We start from the raw sequence: 22,218 nt of genomic DNA, 5'->3' as shown, positions 1-22,218 counted from the left end.
ATGCAGGGCTAGGTCATCACCGCATGTTCATTCCCCTGCATGATACGAATTCGCTGAAATACATCAAACTGCAATATGTTACGCTCTCGCTGATCGCCATCAACGTGCTGGTCTGGCTGGTCGCTGGCTTTTTTGCCAGCGACGAGACCGCCAATGCCGCATCCTTTGGCCTCGGCTTCATTCCAGCCGTGGTATTTGATTACGCGCATCTTGAACCCGCGTTGCAGATGGTGCCCGATGATACGACGGTCGTGACCTATGCCTTCATGCATCTGAGCTTCTGGCATCTCGCGTCCAACATGGTATTCCTATGGGTCTTTGGCGACAATGTCGAAGACGCCTTCGGCCACTTTCGCTTCCTGATCTTTTACCTCGCATGTGCTGTGGCAGGTGCGTTGTTCCACGGGTTCGTGGCACCAGCATCAGAAGCGCCGCTTATCGGTGCATCCGGCGCGGTGTCCGGCGTCGTCGTGGCCTATCTGCTGCTTCATCCAAGGGTTCGTGTCTGGATTCTGGTTTTCATGCGCATTCCCGTACCCTTGCCAGCCTTCGTTCCTCTGGCGCTCTGGGTCGGACAACAATTCTTCATGTTCCTATTTGGAATGCAGGACCGCGTTTCATGGGGTGCTCATGTCGGCGGAATAATAATGGGCGCAATCCTGGTGCTATTCCTGCGCAGACGTGGTGTTCCCATGTTCGACCGCACTCTGGTGACGCCACGCGCAGTCGCGCATAAAAATCAAATCCCGCAAGCCCCTGTCGTGTCGCAAACGGAACGGCCTTTCGACAGCATTCGATGAAGATTGTCGTGAGGATTGATATTTACGTTCACGTTAACGTAAGATATCCCCGAAGCGCATGAGATCATGAGCATTGCTCCGTTGAATTTACGGGAAAAATGCGTATCCATGTCGCAACTTGATTATCAGGAGGACCGTTCAGCGTTTCGCTTTATGGTCAGGAGTTGAAGGAAAGATTGTCGATGAAAATCCTTGTCCCTGTAAAGCGTGTGGTGGACTACAACGTCAAAATCCGCGTCAAGGCGGATGGTTCAGGCGTCGAGCTTGCCAACGTCAAGATGTCAATGAACCCGTTCGATGAAATCTCCGTCGAGGAAGCCCTTCGTTTGAAGGAAGCGGGCAAGGCGGAAGAGGTTATCGTCGTCTCCATCGGTCCCGCCAAAGCGGAAGAGACGCTGCGCACGGCGCTGGCCATGGGTGCTGACCGCGCCATCCTGATCGAAACCGATGAAGCCGTCGAGCCTCTGGCTGTCGCAAAGCTCCTCAAGGGCGTTGTCGAAGCCGAAGCTCCGGGCCTTGTGATCGTCGGTAAGCAGGCCATTGATGACGACAGCAACCAGACCGGCCAGATGCTGGCAGCACTTCTGGGCTGGGGACAGGGTACATTTGCCTCCAAGGTCGAGCCTTCGGATGGCAAGGTCGCTGTCACCCGCGAAGTCGATGGCGGTTTGCAGACGGTCGCGCTCACGCTCCCCGCTGTTGTCACGACGGACCTTCGCCTGAACGAGCCGCGCTATGCGTCTTTGCCGAACATCATGAAGGCCAAGAAAAAGCCGTTGGACAAAAAGACGCCTGCCGATTTCGGCGTCGATATTGCCCCGCGCCTCAAGGTCTTGAAGACCGAAGAGCCCGCAGGCCGCAAGGCCGGCGTCAAGGTTGGTTCGGTTGCCGAACTGGTATCGAAGCTCAAAGCTGACGGCGTCATCTAAGAAACGCGAAAGGGAGATTTTACAATGGCCATTCTTCTTCTGGCAGAACACGACAACGCGACCCTTTCCGACCAGACAGCAAAGACGCTGACGGCAGCAACACAGATCGGTGGCGATGTGACCGTTCTGGTTGCCGGTTCCAACGCCAAGGCAGCTGCTGATGAAGCCGCAAAGCTCTCAGGTGTGTCCAAGGTCCTGCTTGCCGACGACGCATCCTATGCCAACCAGTTGGCAGAGCCACTGGCAGCGCTCATCGTTTCACTTGCCGCCTCTTACGACGTCATCATCGCACCTGCCACGGCATCGGCCAAAAACGTCCTGCCGCGCGTGGCAGCCCTTCTGGATGTGGCACAGGTTTCCGAGATCATTGAAGTCATTTCGCCTGATACCTTCAAGCGTCCGATCTATGCCGGCAACGCCATTCAGACGGTCCAGGCAAGCGACGCGAAAAAGGTCATCACCGTTCGCACCTCGACCTTTGCCCCGGCGCAAGCTGGTGGTTCCGCTTCGGTCGAAGCCGTCGCTGCAACTGAAAACCCCGGCGTTTCCTCCTTCGTTTCGGATGCTCTGGCTTCGTCTGACCGTCCAGAGCTGACATCTGCAAAGATCATCATCTCCGGTGGCCGCGCGCTCGGTTCGTCTGAAAAGTTCAAGGAAGTGCTGTTGCCTGTGGCGGACAAGCTGGGTGCCGCCGTCGGCGCATCGCGTGCAGCCGTTGACGCAGGTTATGCGCCCAACGATTGGCAGGTCGGCCAGACCGGCAAGGTCGTCGCCCCACAGCTTTACATCGCGGTCGGTATTTCCGGCGCCATTCAGCATCTGGCTGGTATGAAGGATAGCAAGGTCATCGTTGCCATCAACAAGGACGAGGAAGCGCCGATCTTCCAGGTAGCAGATTACGGGCTTGTCGCCGATTTGTTCGACGCTCTGCCAGAGCTCGAAAAAGCACTTTGATCTTTTCTCATTTTAAAAGCGGCGCGTTTTTTGAACGCGCCGCTTTTGTTTTTCGACAATACGCGTAACATCACCACAGAGCCAAAGCGCTCGAAACATGCCCTACAGGAGAACCACATCATGGCCGCCCCTATCAAGAATGTCGGTATTATCGGAGCCGGTCAGATGGGATGCGGCATTGCGCATGTTTCGGCGCTGGCGGGCTACAAGGTTCACATCTACGATCTCGCCAAGGATCGTATCGAAGCCGGACTTGCCACCATCAATGGCAACCTCGCCCGTCAGGTGAGCAATGGCAAGATGCTGGACGAGGAGCGCAAGACAGCCCTCTCGCTGATCGGGGGTTCTTCCGACGTCAACGATCTCGCGGCAATGGATCTGGTCATCGAAGCAGCCACCGAGCACGAAGAAACCAAGCGCAAGATCTATGCGCAGGTCTGCCCGGTTCTGAAACCGGAAGCACTTCTTGCGACAAACACGTCATCTCTTTCTATCACCCGACTTGCATCGGCCACTGACCGACCGGAACAGTTCATGGGCATCCATTTCATGAACCCGGTTCCGGTCATGAAGCTGGTGGAGCTAGTACGTGGCATTGCCACCGGCGAGCAGACGTTTGAGACCGCCAAGAACTTCGTGCGTTCGCTGGACAAGGCGATCACGGTTGCCGAAGACTTCCCGGCCTTCATCGTCAACCGCATTCTCCTGCCAATGATCAATGAAGCGATCTACACGCTTTACGAAGGTGTTGGCTCGGTCGAAGCCATTGACACAGCGATGAAGCTAGGCGCAAACCATCCTATGGGACCATTGCAGCTGGCAGACTTTATCGGTCTCGACACCTGCCTGTCGATCATGCAGGTTCTGCATGATGGCTTGGCGGATAGCAAATATCGCCCCTGCCCGCTTCTGGTCAAATATGTCGAAGCCGGATGGCTTGGCCGCAAATCCGGTCGTGGCTTTTACGATTACCGCGGCGAGACACCGGTCCCGACACGGTAAGCTTCACCAGCCTTATTTTGCTTTCGCAAAGTCCACGAGCGCTTTGGCGTCCTGGCTGTCCCATGCAGCCGGGCCGTTCATCGACCCTAGCAGACAGCCTTGATCATCGATCAACAAGGTTGCAGGAAGTCCGAATGCAAGGCCTTCCTTTTTCAAGGCATTGAACACGCCCATTGAGCTATCGCGATAAAGCTTGAGGGAATCGATGCCATATTCGCTCATGAACGTTTTCGGCTTTTCATCATCCCCCGTATCGATGTTGATGGTGACGACTTCGAAGTTGTTTGCGCCCTTTTCCTTTTCAAGCGCGTTGAGCGCTGGCATTTCTTCACGACACGGCACACACCACGTGGCCCAGAGATTGAGAAGAACCGTCTTGCCCTTCAGGTCAGCTTGCGTCATCGCAGCACCATCTGGTCCTTTGAAGGACAAAGGAATGACACGCGGGCGCTCGCTCGCCGACATGGCTGCAACCTGCCCCTTGAGCAACGGCTTTAAAGACGCGATGCGATTGGCCGCACCTTCACATAAACCGGATTGCGCCGCGACTTCCCCTTGAACCTGACCTTCAGACCCAATAAGCCTGAACATCACCACGCCCGCGCCGCAGACGATGCCGGCAACGGCAGCAATTGCAACAAGTCTGGCGGATGGAAGCCTGAAAGGCCTTTTTTCTGTCATTGAATACTCCAGGGCAGGCAAAACATGGCTGATGGCACCGAACAGAAATCCTCCAACCAGATGTGGGGCGGACGTTTCGCTTCCGGTCCCTCCGCCATCATGGAAGAGATAAATGCGTCCATCGGCTTCGACAAGAAGCTTTATGCGCAGGACATCCGCGGCTCAATAGCGCATGCCACCATGCTGGCCGCAAAGGGCATTATTTCTGGCGAAGATAAAGACAAGATCATTCACGGCCTGAACACGATTCAGTCAGAGATCGAAGCCGGATCGTTCCAGTTCTCCCGTAAGCTCGAAGACATTCACATGAACATCGAGGCACGTCTGGCCGACCTCATCGGCCCTGCCGCCGGACGACTACACACGGCCCGTTCGCGCAACGACCAGGTGGCACTCGATTTTCGCCTGTGGGTAAAAGAAGAACTGCAAAAGACCGAGGCAATGCTGACCGCGCTGATCGTCGCCTTCCTCGACCGTGCAGAAGAACACGCCGATACCGTCATGCCGGGCTTTACCCATTTGCAGACGGCCCAACCAGTTACCTTCGGCCATCACTGCATGGCCTATGTGGAAATGATTGGTCGTGACCGCGCTCGTGTTCGCCACGCTATCGAACATATGGACGAAAGCCCGATTGGTGCTGCGGCGCTAGCCGGCACCAGCTACCCCATCGACCGTCACATGACGGCAAAGGCGCTCGGCTTTCGAGAGCCGACGCGCAACTCGATCGACACCGTCTCCGACCGCGATTTTGCGCTCGAGTTTCTGTCGATTGCGTCCATCTGCGCTACGCATCTTTCGCGTTTGGCCGAAGAAATCGTCATCTGGTCGACGCCTCAATTCGGCTTCATCCGCCTGTCCGATGCTTTCTCTACCGGCTCTTCTATCATGCCGCAGAAGAAAAACCCGGATGCAGCAGAGTTGGTGCGTGCCAAGACCGGCCGCATCAACGGTTCGCTGATTGCCCTTCTCACCATTATGAAGGGTCTGCCACTCGCCTATTCCAAGGATATGCAGGAAGACAAGGAACAGGTTTTCGATTCCGCCGAAAGCCTGGAGCTCGCCATTGCTGCCATGACCGGAATGGTTCGCGATCTGGAAGTGCGCGCCGATAAGATGCGGGAGGCTGCCGGTTCCGGTTATTCCACTGCCACGGATTTGGCCGATTGGCTGGTGCGCGAGGCAGGCTTGCCTTTCCGCGAGGCCCACCATGCCACCGGCCACGCCGTCGCGATGGCTGAACAGAAAGGCTGTGATCTGGGTGATCTTTCGTTGGAAGATTTGCAGTCGATCAATCCGGCGATCACAGCTGGCATTTTCGATGTCCTGTCAGTGGAAGCATCAGTCGCCAGCCGCACCAGCTTCGGCGGCACCGCACCTTCGGAGGTGCGCAAACAGATCGCCTGGTGGCGTGGTAAAAACTGATCAATCTGCCGTTACGCCAGCATCAAAAGAAACAGGGTGCACAAGCGCCCTGTTTTTCGTTATCAGGAATGCAGAGATTTCCTTTGGACAGGCCCATGCTTTCAAAAACTGTGCGTAATTTCATCGTTCCCATCGGCGTGACGCTTGCCGTTAGCCTTGCTCTTTCCAGCTGCGGTCGCAAAGGCGACATCGATCCGCCAAGCACACCGAAAGAGCAGCGTAATCTTCGCTCGACGGATGGCAAGGTACAGCCGACGCCGGAACGGCCGTTTATTCTCGATAAGCTCCTTTAAGGTCTGACGACGTGAACCATTTCCACTACATCGACGGCGTGCTTCACGCCGAAAACGTTTCCGTGCCCGAAATCGCCGAGGCAGTTGGAACGCCGTTCTATGTCTACTCCACGGCAACGCTGGAGCGGCACTACAAGGTGTTTTCGGATGCTTTCGCCGATGTAGACGCGATGGTTTGTTATGCCATGAAGGCAAATTCCAATCAGGCCGTTCTGAAAACCCTGGCAAAGCTCGGCGCTGGCATCGATGTCGTCTCCGGTGGAGAATTGCGCCGCGCGTTGGCAGCGGGCGTTCCGGCAAGCCGCATCATGTTTTCGGGCGTCGGCAAAACGGTTGCCGAAATGGATTTTGCGCTCGAAGCCGGTATCTATTGCTTCAACATAGAATCCGAACCTGAGTTGGAGGTTCTGAACCTGCGCGCCATCAAGACCGGCAAAAAGGCGCATGTCTCCTTCCGAATCAATCCCGATGTCGATGCGGGCACCCACGCCAAGATTTCGACGGGCAAGAAAGAAAACAAGTTCGGCATTGCCTATGAGCGCGCACGCGCGGTTTATACCCATGCAGCCACCCTGCCCGGCATCGTCGTCAGCGGCATCGACATGCATATCGGTAGCCAGATCACCGAATTGCAGCCGTTCGAGTCCGCATTCCGTTTGCTGCGGACACTCGTTGAGGCGCTACGCGGCGATGGTCACACGATCAGCCACGTCGATATCGGCGGCGGCCTCGGCATTCCATATCGCGAAGACAACAACCCACCACCCCTGCCAGATGCCTATGCCTATATCGTCAAGAACGAACTGAAGAGCCTGAATTGCAAGATCATCACCGAGCCTGGCCGCCTGATCGTCGGCAATGCCGGAATTTTGGTGACGGAGGTGATTTATGTGAAGGATGGCGGCGAGAAAACCTTTGTTATTGTCGATGGTGCGATGAATGACCTCATCCGCCCAACGCTCTACGAGGCCTATCACGGTATCCGTCCCGTCGTTCAACCTGCGACCGACGCACCGCGCATCAAGGCGGATATCGTCGGCCCCGTCTGCGAAACAGGCGATTATCTGGCGCTTGACCGCGAGATGGCCGCGCCCGAACCTGGTGACTTGATTGCTGTCAGTTCTGCAGGTGCCTACGGCGCGGTGCAGGCCGGAACCTATAATTCTCGCCTGCTGGTGCCTGAGGTTCTGGTCAAGGGCAGCGAGTTTCATGTCATCCGTCCACGCGGCACATACGAGGAATTGATCGCACTCGATTCCCTCCCAGCTTGGCTTGATTGATCACAATTGAGCGAATAGGCCTGAAAAACGGGTGTTAGCGCTCAGCTCCCCTCGTCTTCGCCATAAAGAGTGTTATCTTCACTCTCGTTGCACGAAATTGTTTCGCCGTTTCAAAACGGCTAAATCGGGTGGCCAGAACCGGGAGAACGGATTGATGACCACAGCGAAACAAGGCGGAAAAAGCGGTTTTGAACGCAGGCCCGACCTTGCGCGGCGCGTGGCATCAAAACGGCTTATCGCAAAGCTGGTCATTGTTGCAGAACGCTTGGCGCCCAAGACCCTAGCACCGCTGTCCATCGCCGCCCTGTTCATTGCGCTTGGCTGGTTCGGCCTTTACCGGCAGATGCCGGATGTGTTGCGCTGGGTCGTCGTCTTTGTTCTGATTTTCGCGTTCATCACGTCGCTTCTGCCGATCACGCGCCTGAAGTGGCCGACGAAAGATGAGGCCTCCCGCTTGCTGGAAGAGCGCAATGGCTTGCCCCACCAGCCAGTTGGTGTGCAGGAGGACGAGCCCGCCTTCGAGACCCCGTTTGCCCGTGCGCTTTGGAAAGAGCATCAGTTACGCATGGCGCAGCGGATTGCAGCGCTTGACGCAGGCCTTCCCCAGCCTGACATCGCCCGTCACGACCAGATGGCGTTACGCGCCATTCCAGCTTTGATCTTGGTTGCCGCTTTCGGCTTTTCCTTTTCCAATGGCGCTGGCGATATTGCCGATGCATTTCGCAATCGCCCAGAGGCGGGACCAGCCAACCCCGATATCCGTCTGGATGCCTGGGTGACGCCGCCTTCCTACACCGGGCGCGCACCAATTTTCCTGACGGGCAATAATGCGACCGCGACGGACGCGATCTCCATGCCGCAAACCTCCAAACTGACCATTCGCATGACCGGCGGAGAGGGCGACGAGACTGTAACCTTCGAGCCCGATGTGGGCGGAAAGATCAAGACACTTGCCCCGGAAGGCGCGGAAAAGCCCGGCACTCAAACCGTTGCCGCGACAGAACCGGAAGCAACCGATGCACCACGTGCACCGCGAACTTTCGCCATGGACGTATCCGAAAGCGGCACGGTGGAAGCCAATGGTCAGCACTGGCAGTTCAACGTCATACCGGATAGAGCGCCGACAATCATCTTCGACAACCTGCCGCGCCGCGCCGTGAACGGTGCCTTGGAAATCGGCTTCACCGCCAAGGATGACTACGGCATTCGCGAAGCCCATGCGGTGATCGAGCCTATCGGCTTGGCAGCTGGTGCAACGCCGCTCTATCCGCCGCCAGAATTCAAACTTGACCTGCCGCGTCAAAATGCGCGCGACATGAAAGGCGTGACCAGCCGCAACCTGACCGAACATCCCATGGCGGGGAAAAGGGTTCGCATCACACTTGTCGCAACAGATGGAATGGGTCAAACCGGCCGCAGTCCCTCGCAGGAAATGATCCTGCCCGGTCGAAATTTCTCAGAGCCACTTGCTGCGTCCATTGTTGAGCAGCGACAGATTTTTTCGCTCGATACACGTCAGATGCCAAAAGCCGTCGCTTTCAATGAAGCGGTTGGCATGCGCCCAGACGAGACCATTCCAAACACCACGCATTATCTCCTACTGCAATCCGCCCAGACACGCATGAAGCTCGCCTATAATGACGAGATGTTGAAAAACACATCAGATTATCTGTGGGAAGTTGCTCTTGGTATTGAGGACGGCGACCTTTCGCAGGCGGAACAAAGACTTCGCGATGCGCAGAAAGCGCTATCGGAGGCTATCGATCGCAAAGCCGGTGATGAGGAAATCGCCAAGCTGATGCAGGAGCTTCGCGAAGCGATGAAGGAGTTCATGAGCGAACTTGCGGAGCGCATGCAAAATGCCCCACAGGCCAACATGAACCAACAAGCACAAAATGTGCTGCGTCAACGCGATCTGGAAAACATGATGAACCAGATCGAAAATCTGGCGCGTTCCGGCAACCGTGATGCGGCACAGGAAATGCTCTCGCAGATGCAGCGCATGATGAACAACCTTCAGGCCGGTCGCCCGCAGCGCGGACAGCAGGGTCAGCAACAACAACAAAACAGCCAGTTGCGCCAACAGATCGACAAGCTGGGCGAGATCATGCAGCAGCAACAAAAGCTGATGGATGAAACCTTCAAACTTGACCAGGCCCTTCGCGACCGCATGCAGCGCGGCGACCAGCCCCAGCGTGAAGAAGGCGGCGACCCGCAAATGGGTGAAAACGGACAGCAACCACCCGGCCAGCAGGGCCAGCCGCAGCAAGGTCAAAACCCGACCGACCAGATGACCGCCGAACAGTTACGCGAAGCGTTGAAAAACCTTCGCCAGCAGCAGGACGGACTCGGAAAGCAGTTGGGTGACCTGCAAAAGGGCCTGCGCGATCTCGGCATGGAGCCCGGCCAGAATTTCGGCAAGGCAGAGCAGGAAATGAAGGGCGCCGGCCAGGCTCTGGGCGACAGCCAGGGCGAGCAGGCCGTCGAAGGCCAGGGCAATGCGCTGAACGCGTTGCGCCAAGGCGCGCAGGATATGATGGGCCAGATGATGCAAGCCATGCGCCAACAGGGCCAGCAGCCCGGCCAGGGACAGGAAGGCATGATGGGTCAAGGCGGCCAGAACGGGCGCGATCCGCTCGGTCGCCCGCGTGAAAGCAACGGCCCTGATTTCGGCGATAACCAGGTCCGCGTTCCCGACGAAATCGATGTTCAGCGGGCCCGTGAAATTCTGGAAGCCATTCGCGAAAAGCTGGGCAATAACCCGCCCGGCGAAGTCGAACGCCGTTATTTGGAACGACTTTTGGACATTCAGTAATCACATCAAACAAACGAAAAGAGCGGTCAAACCGCCCTTACTCATTCTATTTGGGAGAGCTCAGGCTGGAACGGCTGCCAAGGCCCGCGCAACCGCTTTGCGGATATCTGGAAGGGCAAACGGCTTTGGGATGACGTCGATGATTTTTTCCATCAGGTCATCGGCGCGTTCGCGCTGCTCGGCATAACCCGTCATCAGGAGAATCTTCAGGTTCGGAAATTGCGAAGCCGCGCGGTGCGCCAGCTCGATTCCATCCATGACAGGCATGCGGATATCGGATAGCAGAAGGTCGAACTTGCCTTCGCTCAGTTTCTCGAAACCCTGCTCGCCATCGGCAGCTTCATAAGTCTCGTGTCCGTCCAGACGCAACGCGCGGGCCACGAACGTCCGCAATGCATCTTCGTCTTCAGTAATTAGTATTTTTGCCATTTTCCATCGCTCCTGGTATTCATTCCAGCGAGCTCAAACTCGGTCATTTCCCTTTGCAAGAGGTAAATGAAAATGGCCATCTCAGTGGCATGGTTAACAATCCATGCTTGTATCGGCCACCGAGCGTTGCAAAATGAAACAGTGACGCCTAATCCGCATCGCCGGTGACAACGCCGACAAACGGCAGTTCGCGGAAGGCGTAGGCCACATCCATGCCGTACCCAACAACGAAGTAATCAGGGCATTCAAAGCCCACATAATCTGCCTCGAGCTTTTCCTTGCGCTTGACTTTCTTGTCCAGCAAGACGGCAATCGAGACATTGCGCGCGCCACGTTCGTAAAGCAGTTCCTTGGCAAACAGCAGCGTGCGGCCGGATTCGAGAATATCGTCGATCAACAGAACATCACGGTCTTTTACGTCGCTGTCGATGTCCTTCACGATCCTCACACCCTGCGACACCATTCCGGTCCCGTAGCTGGACAAGGTGATGAATTCGACTTCAGGCGCCAGCCCGCTGTCATGCAAAGCGCGGATAAGATCAGCTGCGAAAATAAACGAGCCTTTGAGAACTGCTATAACCAAGAGGTCATTCGTCGGCCCGCTGGCAATTCGCTTGGCCATATCCCGATTGCGTTCGGCAATCTGCTCGGCTGTGTAAAGCGGCTCGATATTTTTTCCACGGACGACGGGCATGTCTTCTCCTGCGTTTTAATCCCGCGTGACCTGTCACATGACACGGCCAATCGGACGGAAAGAAGGGCGTCGGGTAGCACAGTCAGCGTTCGGAAACACCCGTTTTGGCAAAAGAAAGCCTGATCTCAGGTGTTTTTCCACCGGGATGGCGAAATTTCGCTGAGAATCCCTGGCTTGAGCCGCGATTGATCTCTGATACTGGCGGCTCGATAACCATGCTGGCGACCTTCTCCCCATCGGCAGCAAACAAATCGGCGCGAATGGCCGGTATCTTCTGCACTTCGCCGCTTTTGTTTTCAACGACGCCGTTGATAACAAGCACCTCCATCCCGCCCGCATCCTGAGGAACAAAACTGACATGGGAGATGATGAGCGGGTCCGAGGGAGCCGCCACGGCTGCCTTTTCGATCGGCATCATTGTAAAACCACCGGACAACAGAAAAACGCTGACGACGGCAGCGGCAACGATTGCAGAATATCCATCAACCGAGAGACCTGAGAGTTTTTTGTCAATCCAGTTGACGAAAGAGCGTAGCGCGCTGAATGCGGACACAGCTTTTGGTGCGGCCTGTTGATAAGCCGTTCGCCTATTGTCGTTTCCGTAGTCACGGAATGAGGTTTCCTTTATCGTGACAAACTCGGCATCTACGATATCTGGATCGTGACGCGTTCGCCATGTTTGACGCAGTGGGGTTTCTGGCATCAAAAGGTCCAAGTCGAGTGTCGCATTCCGGCGAGATGAACGGAACATACCCATGAAGTTCCCTCGGTCAGGTTTTCGGCCCGATAAAAACTGGGCATTGAATGAAGTCCTGCCTAGTCGTAAATTTAATTGGTTAATGCTTTGCAAAGATCGTCTACTGAGTCGCCCAGACGCGCCATTCAGCGTTTGAAAGGCACCGTAACGATGCAAATCTGTCGCCACGGAAGCAAAAGACTGGAAATTCGTTGATCCATTTTGAAAATGTCGGATTGCGGTATGGCATGGGCCCGGAAATTTTGCGGGACATGACCTTCGATATTCCAAAAGGTTCGTTTCAGTTTCTGACAGGCCCATCTGGCGCAGGTAAGACGACGCTTTTGCGTCTGCTTTTGATGTCGCTGCAGCCGACTCGAGGGCATATTCGCATGTTCAGCCGGGATGTCGCGCGTATTCCTCGCAGCGAACTACCACTGCTGCGCCGACGCGTGGGTATCGTCTTTCAGGATTTTCGCCTTCTCGATCACCTAACGACCTATGAGAACGTCGCACTGCCGTTGCGCGTGCGCGGCAAGGACGAGAGTGCCTATCGCAACGATGTGATCGAACTGTTGAAATGGGTTGGGCTGGGCGAGCGGATGAATGTGCTGCCTCCAATCCTCTCTGGCGGGGAAAAGCAGCGCGCGGCCATAGCCCGTGCATTGATGGACCAACCTGAGATTCTGCTCGCCGACGAACCGACCGGCAATGTCGATCCACCCATGGCGAAACGTCTGCTCAACCTGTTTCTGGAGCTTAACCGGCTTGGTACAGCTGTGGTTATCGCCACCCACGATTTTGCGCTGATGGATCAGGTCAATGCCCGCAGGATGATACTGACGGAAGGGCGGCTCGACGTTTATGAATGAGATGAACCGTAAAGCCTTGAAGCCAGAGCAGAAGAAAACGCAAAAGCTACCGCAGATGCGCATACGTCCCATGGCGCCCATTCTGCCGCCATCCAACATTCAGGGCAACGCGCTGATCGTGGTGATTGCGATCATGGCGTTTCTGGCCTGCCTGACTTTGGGCGCTGTCAGCATGGTGCGCGCAACCGCCTCGACCTGGCAAAGCCAGATCTCCCGCGAAATCACCATTCAGATCAAGCCGGACGAAGGGCTGGACATGAATGCGACACTGAACAAGGCCCGCAATCTGGCGCTCAGCTTCGTCGGTACGCGAGAAGGCACGATCATGGACGAGGCCGCGACCAGCCGTCTGCTGGAGCCATGGTTGGGCTCTGGCCTCGACCTGTCTGAACTCCCCGTGCCTCGCCTCGTCATCATCACCATTGATGAAAGCAATCCGCCTGATTTTGAGGCGATGCGAAACATGTTAAAAGCCGAGATTCCACAAGCTTTTCTGGATGACCACCGTACTTGGGTAGATCGCCTTGTTTCAATGGCGCATACCACTGTCATGATCGGCATCGGCGTTCTCGTCCTGGTTTTCAGTGCGATGGTTCTGACCGTGGTGTTTGCCACACGCGGCGCGCTTTCAGGCAACCGGCACATCGTGGAGGTGCTGCATTTCGTTGGGGCCGAGAGCAGTTTTGTTGCGAGGGAGTTTCAAAAACACTTCCTGAAAATCAGCCTCAAAGGCTCAGGCTTTGGAAGCGCATTGGCAGCAGGTGTGTTTCTTGCTGCCGGGTTCTGGCAATCCCGTTCTCTGGCAACACCACAGAGCGATCAGGCGAGTGCGTTGTTTGGCACGTTTGCGGTTGGAGTTGAAGGATATCTCGGAATTTTTGCGACCATGATGGTCATCGCTCTTTTGACCACGATCACCGCCAGATTGACCGTTATCCGCACCATTGATGACATAGACCGCGTACGCTCGGACCCCTCCAAAAGCGAGGGCGTGTGAGGGTCTAAAACTGCCTGTTCCTTGCCTTAATCCGGGCTTATCGATAATTGATGGTAATGAGTCGCACAGACCCTCATGATGAACCGACACCAACGCCGCGAAGCAATTGGCTCTCGCGACGTGGACGTTTGCGCCGGTTTGTGCGTGCCGTTATCCTCATTTGCGTCGTGGTCATGGGGGCTGTTTTCGGCGGTTTCCTTTGGTTTGCCGATTCGGTTGCTTCCATGCGCCCGCCATCCTCAACCAAGGCCGACGCCATCATCGTTCTGACGGGAGGCTATCTGCGGATCGATCAGGCGGTTGGGCTGTTGCGCGATGGTGTAGGCAAACGCCTGCTGATTTCGGGCGTTAACCCTTCCACGACACGCACGCAAATCCGAAAAATGACGCAAAGTTCGCCTGACCTTTTCGCCTGCTGTGTCGATATGGGCTATCAGGCAGTGGACACAATCGGCAATGCGAACGAGGCGGCAAAGTGGATAAAGGATCGTGGCTACGCCTCGGTCGTCGTCGTCACCAATAATTACCACATGCATCGCAGCCTTTACGAATTGCGCAACACAAGCCCAGACACGAATTTCATTGCCTATCCGGTCATCAATTCGGACTTGGCCCGCACCAACTGGTTCAAGAACCCGGATGTCGTGCGCACGATGATCTCGGAATACATCAAATTTGTTGCAGCCGCAGTGCTTGATCTGACCGGCATGGGCAAAGGCGATGGCCTGCGCAATGGCTCATCTTCAGGATAAGACCCCACCGCTCAAGTAGATGATGGGTCTTGCTGAAACACACCGTTTTCGTGTAGGCGTTCGGCACTGCGCACAACATCGAAGATCGCTTCCTTCATAGACAGAGATGCGCCGGGAGAAGCTTTTTCATGCTCAGACTGCGCTCGATACTCTTCAACACGGCCTTCTATCTCAATCTCATTGTCCGCATGCTCGTGCTGACGCCAATTTATTTCATCGTACCACGAAAGCTGGCCTTTGAAATACCGAAGGCTTGGGCGCGCTCCAATCACTGGCTGATCGAAAAAATTGTCGGCACGACATTCGAAATAGAAGGGCTGGAGAATATCCCCGAAACCGGCTGTATATTTGCTCCCAAGCATCAGTCTTTCTGGGATACCTACGCGCTGCTGCCGAACCTGAAGGACCCCGTTTATATTCTGAAGCGGGAACTGATGTGGATACCCCTTTTCGGCTGGTATGTCGCCAAGCAGCGAATGATCCCGGTCAACCGTGCAGCACGTGGTAAAGTCATGCTCAAGGTCATGGAACGCGCCAAGGAAGAAATGGCCAAGGGCCGCGAGCTTATCATTTATCCCGAAGGCACCCGACGTCCGCCCGGTGCCGAACCGGAATATCGTTATGGTATCGCTCGACTTTACCGTGATCTCAATGTTCCCGTGGTGCCGGTTGCCATGCATCCCGGCCTGTTCTGGCCACGCCGGTCGACCATGCGTTATCCCGGCCACTTCAAGGTGCGCATTCTGCCGCCAATTCAGCCCGGCCTGAACCCGGATGTATTTTTCAAGACGTTGATCGAAGTGACGGAAAATGCGAGCGACGAGTTGCTGATCGAAACGGCACGCAACAATCCTGATCTTCCATTGCCGCCAACGGCGATCAAACGACTGGCGGAACTTCAGGAAGCAGCTGCGACCTGAGCGACGACCGTGGCCGCAACCTGCTCAAGCAGTGCATCACGAATGCCCATGTCCTGCAAATGCTGGACCGTATTTACGACGTAATCGACATTCGGGCCGGATCGACCTGAGGCGTTACGGACGATGTGGGCCGCCTCAGTTAGCGGAAGGTCGCCAATATATTGCTCATGGTCAGGATCGGCCACGTAAGTCATCGCCATCTCACGCCTGCCATCGACAAGACCGACCGCGATGACCCGCTCTTTATAGACATGGCTGACCAACTCACGCTCGCGAAGATACTCGATGACGGGTTCCCGGTCTGCGCCCGCCACACGAAATGCGACGCCTTGGCATGAGCCACCGCGCTCAAGCCCCAGCACCAGGCCGGGGTTTTCGTCCGTGCCACGGTAGACATTGGAGCGAATGCAAAGGGAGCGACGATAGCCGTACAGGCGTGCCTGCTGTCGTTCCTGAAATGGAAAGCCAGGGTTCCACATCAACGAGCCATAGCCAAAGACCCAAAAATCGTCCATATCGCAAGCCAAACCAAATCACCTCTGTGTACCATTGGAGATCATCATGGCAGCGTCAAGCCCATCCCGTAGCAACAGAAAATTCCTTTTTCTTGGTTTGGGGATAATAGTTTTCGTTGCCATTTACTCCGCAGGTTGGTTCTACGCCGCACAACGGCTTCAGGAAACCGTTATTCGTGCGCTCGCGCCCGGAGGTACGGCAAGCGTCAGCGGCGAGTGCCACGACATCGCGTTTCGGGGTTATCCATTCCGGATCGGTCTCTTTTGCTCGAAGGTAGACGTCAAGGACGCTCAAAACGAAGTGACCGCGTCGTTTGGTGCGCTGCGTTCGGCAGCACAGATTTATGCGCCGGGCCACATCGTCTGGGAACTGGATTCGCCTGCGACTATACAAACCGGGCACGGGCTCAGCGTCTCAGCACAGTGGACCAATCTGCAATCGAGCCTGACCACAAAGCTTAAAGGCATAGACCGTACGTCCCTCGTCATCGATGGGTTGAAAGCCACCGCCGTATCATCCGTCACTGCACAGACCATCGATTTCGACGCTGCAAAGACCGAAGTGCATCTTCGCCAAAATGGCGCGGACTTGGATGGCGCGATTACGTTGACCGACGCATCCACCGTCATTAAGGGTTGGCCACAGCTTTTGCCGCGCCTCAATGCCATCGGCGACGTGACGTTAGCCGGCAAAGCAGGCATGATCGACGGTAGTGATCGCACCGGGCTTTACGGTGCAAATGGCGAGTTGCGTCGAGTGATGCTTGATATCGGAGATGGCCGTACCATGCGCATCACCGGGCCTTTCTCATTTGATGATCAAGGTTATCTGTCAGGTCAGTTCAAACTGGAAATCGAAAAGCTCGGTGACTGGGCTGACAACGCCAAACAGGCCTTTCCGCAGTTGCAATCCACCATAGATACCGCCCGCAAACTTCTGCGGGCCTTGGCAGGCGGCGGCGATAGGGCGTCGGTCGATCTCGTCGTAGACCGAGGCCGCGCAACCGTCAGCGGCTTCATCCCTTTGGGGAAAATTCCGCCGATCTGATCACTATTTCTTTTGGTCTGGCGTAGGGCGGCCGAAGTTTGGTGTATCGACGTCCTGCCCAGCCTGAACGATGGAGCGGCGAATGGTCCGGGTGCGGCTGAAAAGCTCGAAAAGCTTGTCGCCCTCGCCCCAGCGGATCGCGCGCTGAAGATATGCAAGATCTTCAGAAAAGCGTGCCAGCATCTCAAGGATGGCATCCTTGTTGTGAAGGCAAACGTCGCGCCACATTGTGGGGTCCGATGCCGCTAGACGGGTAAAATCGCGAAAACCCGAGGCTGAGTATTTGATGACTTCAGACTCAGTGACCGTACCCAGATCATCCGCCGTACCGACAATGTTGTAGGCGATAATGTGAGGCAGGTGAGATACGATTGCCAGCACCTTGTCATGGTGCTCCGGGTCCATCTCATCAATGCGCGAGCCGAGCTTTTCCCAAAAACCCCTGAGTTTGCCAAGCGCAACCTCATCCGTTTCAGGCAGCGGCGTGAAAATGCACCATCGGTCACGAAACAGCCCGGTAAACCCGGCATCAGGACCGGATTTTTCCGTACCCGCCAGCGGGTGGCCAGGAATGAAGTGAACATTGTCCGGCATATATGGTGCCATCTGCGCAATGACCGACGCCTTGGTGGAACCCACATCGGTTACGATAGCACCCGGTTTCAGGTACGGAGCAATCTGTTCTGCCACGCTACCGGATGCGCCAACCGGCACTGAAACAATCACCAGATCGGCATCTTTTACTGCTTCCGCAGCCGACACAGTATAGGCCGTACCCAGCTCCAGTTCTTGCGCCCGTTGCAGAGTTTCTGCGCTTCGCGTGGAAATCATCACCTCTCGTGCAAGACCCAATTCCTTGATATCACGCGCAATGGAAGAGCCGATCAGACCAATACCGATCAGCGTAATACGGTCGAACAGAATGTCGCTCATTATGCTTTGCCCATGAATTCTTTAAGCGCAGAGATCACGCCAAGGTTCGCTTCTTCCGATCCAACCGTCATGCGCAGGGCATTGGCAAAACCGTAACCACGAACCGCGCGCAGCACAAAGCCACGACGCGTCAGGAACTCATCGGCGTCGGCTGCCCGCTTTCCATCTGTATCAGGGAAATGAATGAGGACGAAGTTCGCAACGGATGGCGTTACCGTGAGACCGAGGTCGGTAAAAGCGTTGTTAAGCTTTTCCAGCCATTCGAGATTGTGCGCCACCGCCTGCTGCATGAAACTCTGATCACGTATGGCAGCGGCACCGGCTGCGATCGCAGGCGCGTTCATATTGAACGGACCGCGCACACGGTTCAAGGCGTCAATGATCGCCGCTGGTGCATACATCCAACCCACACGAAGCGCCGCTAGACCATAAACCTTAGAGAAGGTGCGCGTCATGACCACGTTGCCGTTGCCGGAAACCAACTCCAGACCGGCCTCATAGTCGTTTTTACGGACATATTCGGCATAAGCCGCATCCAGCACCAGAATGACGTTCTTTGGCAGGCCAGCCTGAAGGCGGCGTATTTCAGAGACGGGAGCATATGTCCCAGTCGGGTTGCCTGGATTGGCTATGAAAATCATTTTGGTCTTCGGGGTGACGGCTGCGAGAATTGCATCCACCTCGATAGCGCAGTCTTTTTCCTTCACGGTCACGGCTGTAGCGCCCGCACCCATGATCTGGATTTTATAAACCAGAAAACCATGCTCGGTGATAATGGCTTCATCGCCGGTGCCGAGATAGACGTGGCAAAGCAGACCCAATAGTTCATCGGAACCGTTTCCGCACAGAATATTGGCCATGTTCAAACCATGCACGTCTGCAATGGCCTGACGCAAAGCCGTCGCCTGTCCGTCCGGATAGATTTCCAGATTGGATGCGGCAGCCTTGAAGGCCTCCATAGCTTTTGGGCTCGCGCCCAGCGGCGTTTCGTTGGAAGAGAGCTTATAGACCTTGGCGACGCCTTCGGCGTGCTCCTTGCCGGGAACGTAAGCGGCGATATCCAGAATACCCGGACGCGGAACAGGTTGGTTAAGCTCTGCACTCATTTCATCGACCTTCGAAAACGTACCGGAAAACCCGGCAAGACAATGCCGCAGGCATTAGACGGGAACGGGCCTCTTGTCGAGTGTCAGCGCGGCTTTTGCGCGTCTGGTGAGGTTCTGGTGGTCGGCACACCCTGCGGTGCCAGTACAGGCACGAAAACGCGGCGCGACGCGCGCTGGGCCACTGGCAGACCCTGATAGAGCCGCTTTTGTGCTTCCACAACAATGACGCCAGAAAAAACAGGCCACAGCTTTCGACCCGTGCTTTCCAAATATCGGCGCAAACGCAGGATCGATCGAACTTTTGTTGGAGGAAAAAACAAAGCTTCTGCCGTCGCACTCGGCGTGAAGTTGGTCTCGCGCAAAAGCGACGTCAACTGACTGCGTGAATAGGGCCGGCCTGAGCCGAAAGGTGTGTGCTCCACACGTGCCCAGACGCCACGTCTGTTCGGGACGACGATGACAAGGCGCCCACCAGGGGCAAGAACGCGCCACAATTCCTTCAGCGTTTCGCGCGGGTTCTCCGCAAATTCCAACGAGTGAACCATCAACACCCGGTCAATTGACGAATCCGGCAGCGGCAACTCTTCATCGAAAACCAGAGCCGTTGAGGATAGTTCTCCCGCGGGCCAGTTGATAGCCCCTTGTCCGGGAGGCATGAAGGCAAATGTGCGTTCTGCATCATGCCTGAACCGATCCAGAAACGGCACGGCGTAGCCCAACCCCACCAGCCGCTCGTCCGGCAAAGTCGGCCACAGCGTTGCCAACGCCATGGTTATGGCCTGCTCTGCAGAGCGGCCAAGCGGAGAGTGATAGAATTCGCGCAGATCGACAATATCAGTATTCATTGTCAGAATGTAGCAGGCATCAGGTGGACTTCAAGGCGGGGAAACCTACATTGAAACCCACTTTGATCTTAAAGCCTGCAAGATGGAGATGGAAACATGAAGCCGTTGGAAATAGAAGTTTTTCCATGCCGCAGTGATAATTTTGGGGTTTTACTGCACGACAGCGAAACTGGCGTAACGATTTCGATCGATGCGCCTGAAGAGGCGGTAATCCTCGATGCTCTCAACCGGCGTGGCTGGACATTGACCCATATTTTCACAACGCATCATCATCAGGATCACGTTGAAGCCAATCTCGCGCTGAAGGAAAAGTTCGCCTGCGAAATCTATGGCCCTTATGATGAGGCTATTGCGATACCCGGTCTCGACAAATCTGCCGCTGGTGGTGATGAATTCGAGCTGGCCGGGCGCCGAGTGCAGATTATTTCCACGCCGGGGCACACCGCCGGGCATATTTGCTATTACCTGCCGGATAATGCGTTGCTTTTTGCTGCCGACACGCTGTTCGCCATGGGTTGTGGACGATTGTTCGAACGCTCCGCGGCGGATATGTGGCATTCCTTTCAAAAGCTGATGGCGCTACCCGATGAAACCCACGTTTATTTTGGCCACGAATACACCCTGTCCAATGCCCGTTTTGCTGTAACGGTTGACCCCGACAACGCGGTGCTTCAGCAACGCGCCAGCAAAGTCGAGGTATTGCGAAAAAGCGGGGAGTTCACCATTCCCACGACAATTGGCCTTGAGAAGCAGACTAACCCTTACATGCGCGTTGCCGATCCCGCCATTCGTGCGCATCTTAACCTGCCCGATGCTACGGACGCCGAGGTTTTTGCCGAGATCAGGACACGGAAAGACAATTTTTGATGGAGGATGGCGTCCTGTCTGCCGGTGATATCATTCAGACCTTGAAACTGGAGCCGCATCCCGAGGGCGGTTTCTATCGCCAGACGTTTAGAGATGCGAAAGACGGCGAGCGCGGTCATTCAACGGCGATCTATTATCTGCTGGAAAAGGGGCAACGCTCCCACTGGCACCGGGTGATCGATGCTGCTGAAATCTGGCACTACTACGCTGGTGCTCCATTAGCGCTCCATCTCAGCGTTGATGGTAAGGCAGTTGATACCGTAAAGCTTGGACCAGCTTTATTCGATGGCGAGAGGCCGCAAGCCATAGTTCCTGCCGACTGCTGGCAAGCAGCAGAAAGTCTCGGCGCTTGGACGCTTGTCGGGTGTACCGTCTCACCCGGTTTAACATTCGACAGTTTCGTCATGGCCGAACCCGGCTGGTCTCCGGGCTGACAGCTGTGGCTACAGTCTGTCAGGTTTAATTTGAACGATACCCCTGCGTGCCTGAGATAGTTTGCGCAATCTTGAGAGGCTAGGCTCAGGACTTATTAAATAACTTGCGGGGCGTGTTCTGTTTTGGTTCATTGAGGTCAAACGGAGACAGTGCGATGAGTGATTTGATGCTTTTGCCGGAGGCGCAAATGCGCCGGATAGAGCCTTATTTCCCATTGTCCCATGGCGTGCTGCGCGAGTACGGACCGCACAAGACGATCTACAATCGCTTCATCCGGTGGAGCAGGCTCGGCGTGTTCAACCGGATTTTGGCAGAACTGACCGCCAAACGCGGCAAGCCCGAACAGTTGATGATCGACGCAACCCATTTGAAAGCCCATCGCACCGCAGCCAGTCGGCTAAAAAAGGGGATGTTCCCCGACATATCGGACGCAGCAAAGGCGGGTTGAACTCCAAGCTGCATGCTGTTTGCGATGGTCACGGCCGACCGCTGATCCTGATTCTAAGCGAAGGGCAGATCAGCGACTACAAAGGTGCCGCGCGGATGCTTCACGCCTTCCCCAAGGCAAAGTCGCTACTGGCCGACAAAGGACCCCGCACTGAAGAAACTTTCAGACGGCACGCATTTTGGGCCGTTAATGAACACATCGACGGGCGTCGTGCACGCATGGACAATTTGCCCACCCACACTCAAGCTCAAACACCTCGGCTGGATGAATCGATGATGGAAAATATGCTGAAGTTCAGCCTAGGTGTTAAAACGACCTCGGCCTCCCGAGGGAGGCCGGATAAAGTCTTGGTAGTCTTAGAATAATTTGGTTGCGGGGGCAGGATTTGAACCTGCGGCCTTCAGGTTATGAGCCTGACGAGCTACCGGGCTGCTCCACCCCG

General features: G+C 55.7%; 23 protein-coding genes and 1 pseudogene. 16 read left to right on the top strand and 8 right to left on the bottom strand.

Annotated features, from left to right (window positions below):
* Positions 1 to 23: 23 nt before the first annotated feature.
* The 4 genes from ATO67_RS09350 to ATO67_RS09335 all read left to right on the top strand — a co-directional run bounded on the left by ATO67_RS09350 (position 24) and on the right by ATO67_RS09335 (position 3,685).
* Positions 24 to 800 carry a rhomboid family intramembrane serine protease gene (locus tag ATO67_RS09350; RefSeq protein ID WP_067647443.1) on the top strand — a complete coding sequence of 259 codons (777 nt, stop codon included), beginning with the start codon at positions 24 to 26 and terminating at the stop codon, positions 798 to 800.
* 182 nt (positions 801 to 982) lie between these two features.
* Positions 983 to 1,729: an electron transfer flavoprotein subunit beta/FixA family protein gene (locus tag ATO67_RS09345; RefSeq protein WP_067647440.1), complete on the top strand. Its 747-nt coding sequence runs from the start codon at positions 983 to 985 to the stop codon at positions 1,727 to 1,729.
* 24 nt (positions 1,730 to 1,753) lie between these two features.
* Positions 1,754 to 2,683, top strand: a complete 930-nt coding sequence (locus tag ATO67_RS09340; RefSeq protein WP_067647437.1) for an electron transfer flavoprotein subunit alpha/FixB family protein — start codon at positions 1,754 to 1,756, stop codon at positions 2,681 to 2,683.
* Positions 2,684 to 2,803: 120 nt separating this feature from the next.
* A complete protein-coding gene (locus tag ATO67_RS09335) occupies positions 2,804 to 3,685 on the top strand; it encodes a 3-hydroxybutyryl-CoA dehydrogenase (RefSeq protein WP_067647434.1) in 882 nt (293 codons plus the stop codon).
* A 12-nt stretch (positions 3,686 to 3,697) separates the two neighbouring features.
* Here ATO67_RS09335 and tlpA read toward each other — a convergent pair whose 3' ends face one another.
* The gene (gene tlpA, locus ATO67_RS09330; protein ID WP_067647431.1) at positions 3,698 to 4,366 is read right to left on the bottom strand and encodes a thiol:disulfide interchange protein TlpA; all 669 of its coding nucleotides are present in this window, start codon (positions 4,364 to 4,366) and stop codon (positions 3,698 to 3,700) included.
* Between the two features lie 24 nt (positions 4,367 to 4,390).
* Here tlpA and argH point away from each other — a divergent pair, with 24 nt between their 5' ends.
* The 4 genes from argH (at position 4,391) to ATO67_RS09310 (ending at position 10,179) form a co-directional block, all read left to right on the top strand.
* Positions 4,391 to 5,791 (top strand): argininosuccinate lyase, encoded by a 1,401-nt coding sequence (argH, locus tag ATO67_RS09325; protein ID WP_067647428.1) that lies wholly within the window; start codon positions 4,391 to 4,393, stop codon positions 5,789 to 5,791.
* Between the two features lie 95 nt (positions 5,792 to 5,886).
* The gene (gene lptM / locus ATO67_RS09320) at positions 5,887 to 6,084 is read left to right on the top strand and encodes an LPS translocon maturation chaperone LptM (RefSeq protein WP_067647425.1); all 198 of its coding nucleotides are present in this window, start codon (positions 5,887 to 5,889) and stop codon (positions 6,082 to 6,084) included.
* An 11-nt stretch (positions 6,085 to 6,095) separates the two neighbouring features.
* Complete coding sequence (lysA, locus tag ATO67_RS09315; protein ID WP_067647423.1) at positions 6,096 to 7,364, top strand: diaminopimelate decarboxylase; 1,269 nt, start codon at positions 6,096 to 6,098, stop codon at positions 7,362 to 7,364.
* Between the two features lie 154 nt (positions 7,365 to 7,518).
* Positions 7,519 to 10,179 carry a TIGR02302 family protein gene (locus tag ATO67_RS09310; RefSeq protein WP_067647419.1) on the top strand — a complete coding sequence of 887 codons (2,661 nt, stop codon included), beginning with the start codon at positions 7,519 to 7,521 and terminating at the stop codon, positions 10,177 to 10,179.
* A gap of 60 nt (positions 10,180 to 10,239) precedes the next feature.
* On the opposite strand, the gene ATO67_RS09305 is transcribed toward ATO67_RS09310, so the two are convergent.
* The 3 genes from ATO67_RS09305 to ATO67_RS09295 form a co-directional block, all read right to left on the bottom strand.
* The gene (locus ATO67_RS09305) at positions 10,240 to 10,608 is read right to left on the bottom strand and encodes a response regulator (protein ID WP_045232360.1); all 369 of its coding nucleotides are present in this window, start codon (positions 10,606 to 10,608) and stop codon (positions 10,240 to 10,242) included.
* A 148-nt stretch (positions 10,609 to 10,756) separates the two neighbouring features.
* Positions 10,757 to 11,302: a hypoxanthine phosphoribosyltransferase gene (gene hpt / locus ATO67_RS09300; RefSeq protein WP_067647415.1), complete on the bottom strand. Its 546-nt coding sequence runs from the start codon at positions 11,300 to 11,302 to the stop codon at positions 10,757 to 10,759.
* Between the two features lie 82 nt (positions 11,303 to 11,384).
* Entirely contained in the window at positions 11,385 to 12,053 is a 669-nt protein-coding gene (locus ATO67_RS09295) for a hypothetical protein (protein ID WP_067648242.1), read from the bottom strand.
* A gap of 197 nt (positions 12,054 to 12,250) precedes the next feature.
* Here ATO67_RS09295 and ftsE point away from each other — a divergent pair, with 197 nt between their 5' ends.
* The 4 genes from ftsE (at position 12,251) to ATO67_RS09275 (ending at position 15,579) form a co-directional block, all read left to right on the top strand.
* The gene (gene ftsE / locus ATO67_RS09290) at positions 12,251 to 12,910 is read left to right on the top strand and encodes a cell division ATP-binding protein FtsE (protein WP_067647412.1); all 660 of its coding nucleotides are present in this window, start codon (positions 12,251 to 12,253) and stop codon (positions 12,908 to 12,910) included.
* A gap of 1 nt (position 12,911) precedes the next feature.
* Positions 12,912 to 13,907: a cell division protein FtsX gene (locus ATO67_RS09285; protein WP_425352199.1), complete on the top strand. Its 996-nt coding sequence runs from the start codon at positions 12,912 to 12,914 to the stop codon at positions 13,905 to 13,907.
* Positions 13,908 to 13,957: 50 nt separating this feature from the next.
* A complete protein-coding gene (locus ATO67_RS09280; RefSeq protein WP_067647405.1) occupies positions 13,958 to 14,659 on the top strand; it encodes a YdcF family protein in 702 nt (233 codons plus the stop codon).
* Positions 14,660 to 14,787: 128 nt separating this feature from the next.
* Positions 14,788 to 15,579 (top strand): lysophospholipid acyltransferase family protein, encoded by a 792-nt coding sequence (locus tag ATO67_RS09275; RefSeq protein ID WP_067647402.1) that lies wholly within the window; start codon positions 14,788 to 14,790, stop codon positions 15,577 to 15,579.
* Here the strand turns inward: ATO67_RS09275 and ATO67_RS09270 are convergent.
* On the bottom strand, positions 15,558 to 16,094 hold the full coding sequence (locus tag ATO67_RS09270) for a gamma-glutamylcyclotransferase (protein ID WP_067647399.1): 537 nt from the start codon (positions 16,092 to 16,094) through the stop codon (positions 15,558 to 15,560). The two genes, ATO67_RS09275 and ATO67_RS09270, sit on opposite strands and share 22 nt — an antisense overlap.
* 46 nt (positions 16,095 to 16,140) lie before the next feature.
* On the opposite strand from ATO67_RS09270, the gene ATO67_RS09265 reads away from it, so the two are divergent.
* Positions 16,141 to 17,142, top strand: a complete 1,002-nt coding sequence (locus ATO67_RS09265) for a DUF2125 domain-containing protein (RefSeq protein ID WP_067647396.1) — start codon at positions 16,141 to 16,143, stop codon at positions 17,140 to 17,142.
* Positions 17,143 to 17,145: 3 nt separating this feature from the next.
* Here ATO67_RS09265 and ATO67_RS09260 read toward each other — a convergent pair whose 3' ends face one another.
* The 3 genes from ATO67_RS09260 to ATO67_RS09250 all read right to left on the bottom strand — a co-directional run bounded on the left by ATO67_RS09260 (position 17,146) and on the right by ATO67_RS09250 (position 20,026).
* The gene (locus ATO67_RS09260) at positions 17,146 to 18,075 is read right to left on the bottom strand and encodes a prephenate/arogenate dehydrogenase family protein (RefSeq protein ID WP_067647393.1); all 930 of its coding nucleotides are present in this window, start codon (positions 18,073 to 18,075) and stop codon (positions 17,146 to 17,148) included.
* Complete coding sequence (gene hisC / locus ATO67_RS09255; protein ID WP_067647390.1) at positions 18,075 to 19,181, bottom strand: histidinol-phosphate transaminase; 1,107 nt, start codon at positions 19,179 to 19,181, stop codon at positions 18,075 to 18,077. The genes ATO67_RS09260 and hisC overlap by 1 nt, the downstream gene beginning before the upstream one ends.
* An 83-nt stretch (positions 19,182 to 19,264) precedes the next feature.
* Complete coding sequence (locus tag ATO67_RS09250; protein WP_067647387.1) at positions 19,265 to 20,026, bottom strand: class I SAM-dependent methyltransferase; 762 nt, start codon at positions 20,024 to 20,026, stop codon at positions 19,265 to 19,267.
* Between the two features lie 96 nt (positions 20,027 to 20,122).
* Here ATO67_RS09250 and gloB point away from each other — a divergent pair, with 96 nt between their 5' ends.
* From gloB to ATO67_RS23070, 3 genes and pseudogenes are all read left to right on the top strand, one after another.
* Positions 20,123 to 20,893 carry a hydroxyacylglutathione hydrolase gene (gloB, locus tag ATO67_RS09245; protein ID WP_067647384.1) on the top strand — a complete coding sequence of 257 codons (771 nt, stop codon included), beginning with the start codon at positions 20,123 to 20,125 and terminating at the stop codon, positions 20,891 to 20,893.
* Entirely contained in the window at positions 20,893 to 21,327 is a 435-nt protein-coding gene (locus tag ATO67_RS09240) for a cupin domain-containing protein (protein ID WP_067647381.1), read from the top strand. The genes gloB and ATO67_RS09240 overlap by 1 nt, the downstream gene beginning before the upstream one ends.
* A 155-nt stretch (positions 21,328 to 21,482) precedes the next feature.
* Positions 21,483 to 21,919: pseudogene (locus ATO67_RS23070) on the top strand (IS5 family transposase); the annotation flags it as partial.
* Positions 21,920 to 22,218: the final 299 nt, after the last annotated feature.

It is taken from the genome of Agrobacterium bohemicum, assembly GCF_001562555.1.
Lineage (GTDB): Bacteria > Pseudomonadota > Alphaproteobacteria > Rhizobiales > Rhizobiaceae > Agrobacterium > Agrobacterium bohemicum.
The sequence above is the reverse complement of the archived record's forward strand: the minus strand, read 5'-3'. Positions and strand labels throughout refer to the sequence as shown.

What these genes read in the sequence shown, in the direction of transcription:
- ATO67_RS09350 (WP_067647443.1), top strand. Translation starts at nt 24, where the DNA reads ATGTTCATTCCCCTGCATGATACGAATTCGCTGAAATACATCAAACTG.
- ATO67_RS09345 (WP_067647440.1), top strand. Translation starts at nt 983, where the DNA reads ATGAAAATCCTTGTCCCTGTAAAGCGTGTGGTGGACTACAACGTCAAA.
- ATO67_RS09340 (WP_067647437.1), top strand. Translation starts at nt 1,754, where the DNA reads ATGGCCATTCTTCTTCTGGCAGAACACGACAACGCGACCCTTTCCGAC.
- ATO67_RS09335 (WP_067647434.1), top strand. Translation starts at nt 2,804, where the DNA reads ATGGCCGCCCCTATCAAGAATGTCGGTATTATCGGAGCCGGTCAGATG.
- tlpA (WP_067647431.1), bottom strand. Translation starts at nt 4,366, where the DNA reads ATGACAGAAAAAAGGCCTTTCAGGCTTCCATCCGCCAGACTTGTTGCA.
- argH (WP_067647428.1), top strand. Translation starts at nt 4,391, where the DNA reads ATGGCTGATGGCACCGAACAGAAATCCTCCAACCAGATGTGGGGCGGA.
- lptM (WP_067647425.1), top strand. Translation starts at nt 5,887, where the DNA reads ATGCTTTCAAAAACTGTGCGTAATTTCATCGTTCCCATCGGCGTGACG.
- ATO67_RS09310 (WP_067647419.1), top strand. Translation starts at nt 7,519, where the DNA reads ATGACCACAGCGAAACAAGGCGGAAAAAGCGGTTTTGAACGCAGGCCC.
- ATO67_RS09305 (WP_045232360.1), bottom strand. Translation starts at nt 10,608, where the DNA reads ATGGCAAAAATACTAATTACTGAAGACGAAGATGCATTGCGGACGTTC.
- hpt (WP_067647415.1), bottom strand. Translation starts at nt 11,302, where the DNA reads ATGCCCGTCGTCCGTGGAAAAAATATCGAGCCGCTTTACACAGCCGAG.
- ATO67_RS09295 (WP_067648242.1), bottom strand. Translation starts at nt 12,053, where the DNA reads ATGTTCCGTTCATCTCGCCGGAATGCGACACTCGACTTGGACCTTTTG.
- ATO67_RS09285 (WP_425352199.1), top strand. Translation starts at nt 12,912, where the DNA reads ATGAACCGTAAAGCCTTGAAGCCAGAGCAGAAGAAAACGCAAAAGCTA.
- ATO67_RS09280 (WP_067647405.1), top strand. Translation starts at nt 13,958, where the DNA reads ATGGTAATGAGTCGCACAGACCCTCATGATGAACCGACACCAACGCCG.
- ATO67_RS09275 (WP_067647402.1), top strand. Translation starts at nt 14,788, where the DNA reads ATGCTCAGACTGCGCTCGATACTCTTCAACACGGCCTTCTATCTCAAT.
- ATO67_RS09270 (WP_067647399.1), bottom strand. Translation starts at nt 16,094, where the DNA reads ATGGACGATTTTTGGGTCTTTGGCTATGGCTCGTTGATGTGGAACCCT.
- ATO67_RS09265 (WP_067647396.1), top strand. Translation starts at nt 16,141, where the DNA reads ATGGCAGCGTCAAGCCCATCCCGTAGCAACAGAAAATTCCTTTTTCTT.
- ATO67_RS09260 (WP_067647393.1), bottom strand. Translation starts at nt 18,075, where the DNA reads ATGAGCGACATTCTGTTCGACCGTATTACGCTGATCGGTATTGGTCTG.
- hisC (WP_067647390.1), bottom strand. Translation starts at nt 19,181, where the DNA reads ATGAGTGCAGAGCTTAACCAACCTGTTCCGCGTCCGGGTATTCTGGAT.
- ATO67_RS09250 (WP_067647387.1), bottom strand. Translation starts at nt 20,026, where the DNA reads ATGAATACTGATATTGTCGATCTGCGCGAATTCTATCACTCTCCGCTT.
- gloB (WP_067647384.1), top strand. Translation starts at nt 20,123, where the DNA reads ATGAAGCCGTTGGAAATAGAAGTTTTTCCATGCCGCAGTGATAATTTT.
- ATO67_RS09240 (WP_067647381.1), top strand. Translation starts at nt 20,893, where the DNA reads ATGGAGGATGGCGTCCTGTCTGCCGGTGATATCATTCAGACCTTGAAA.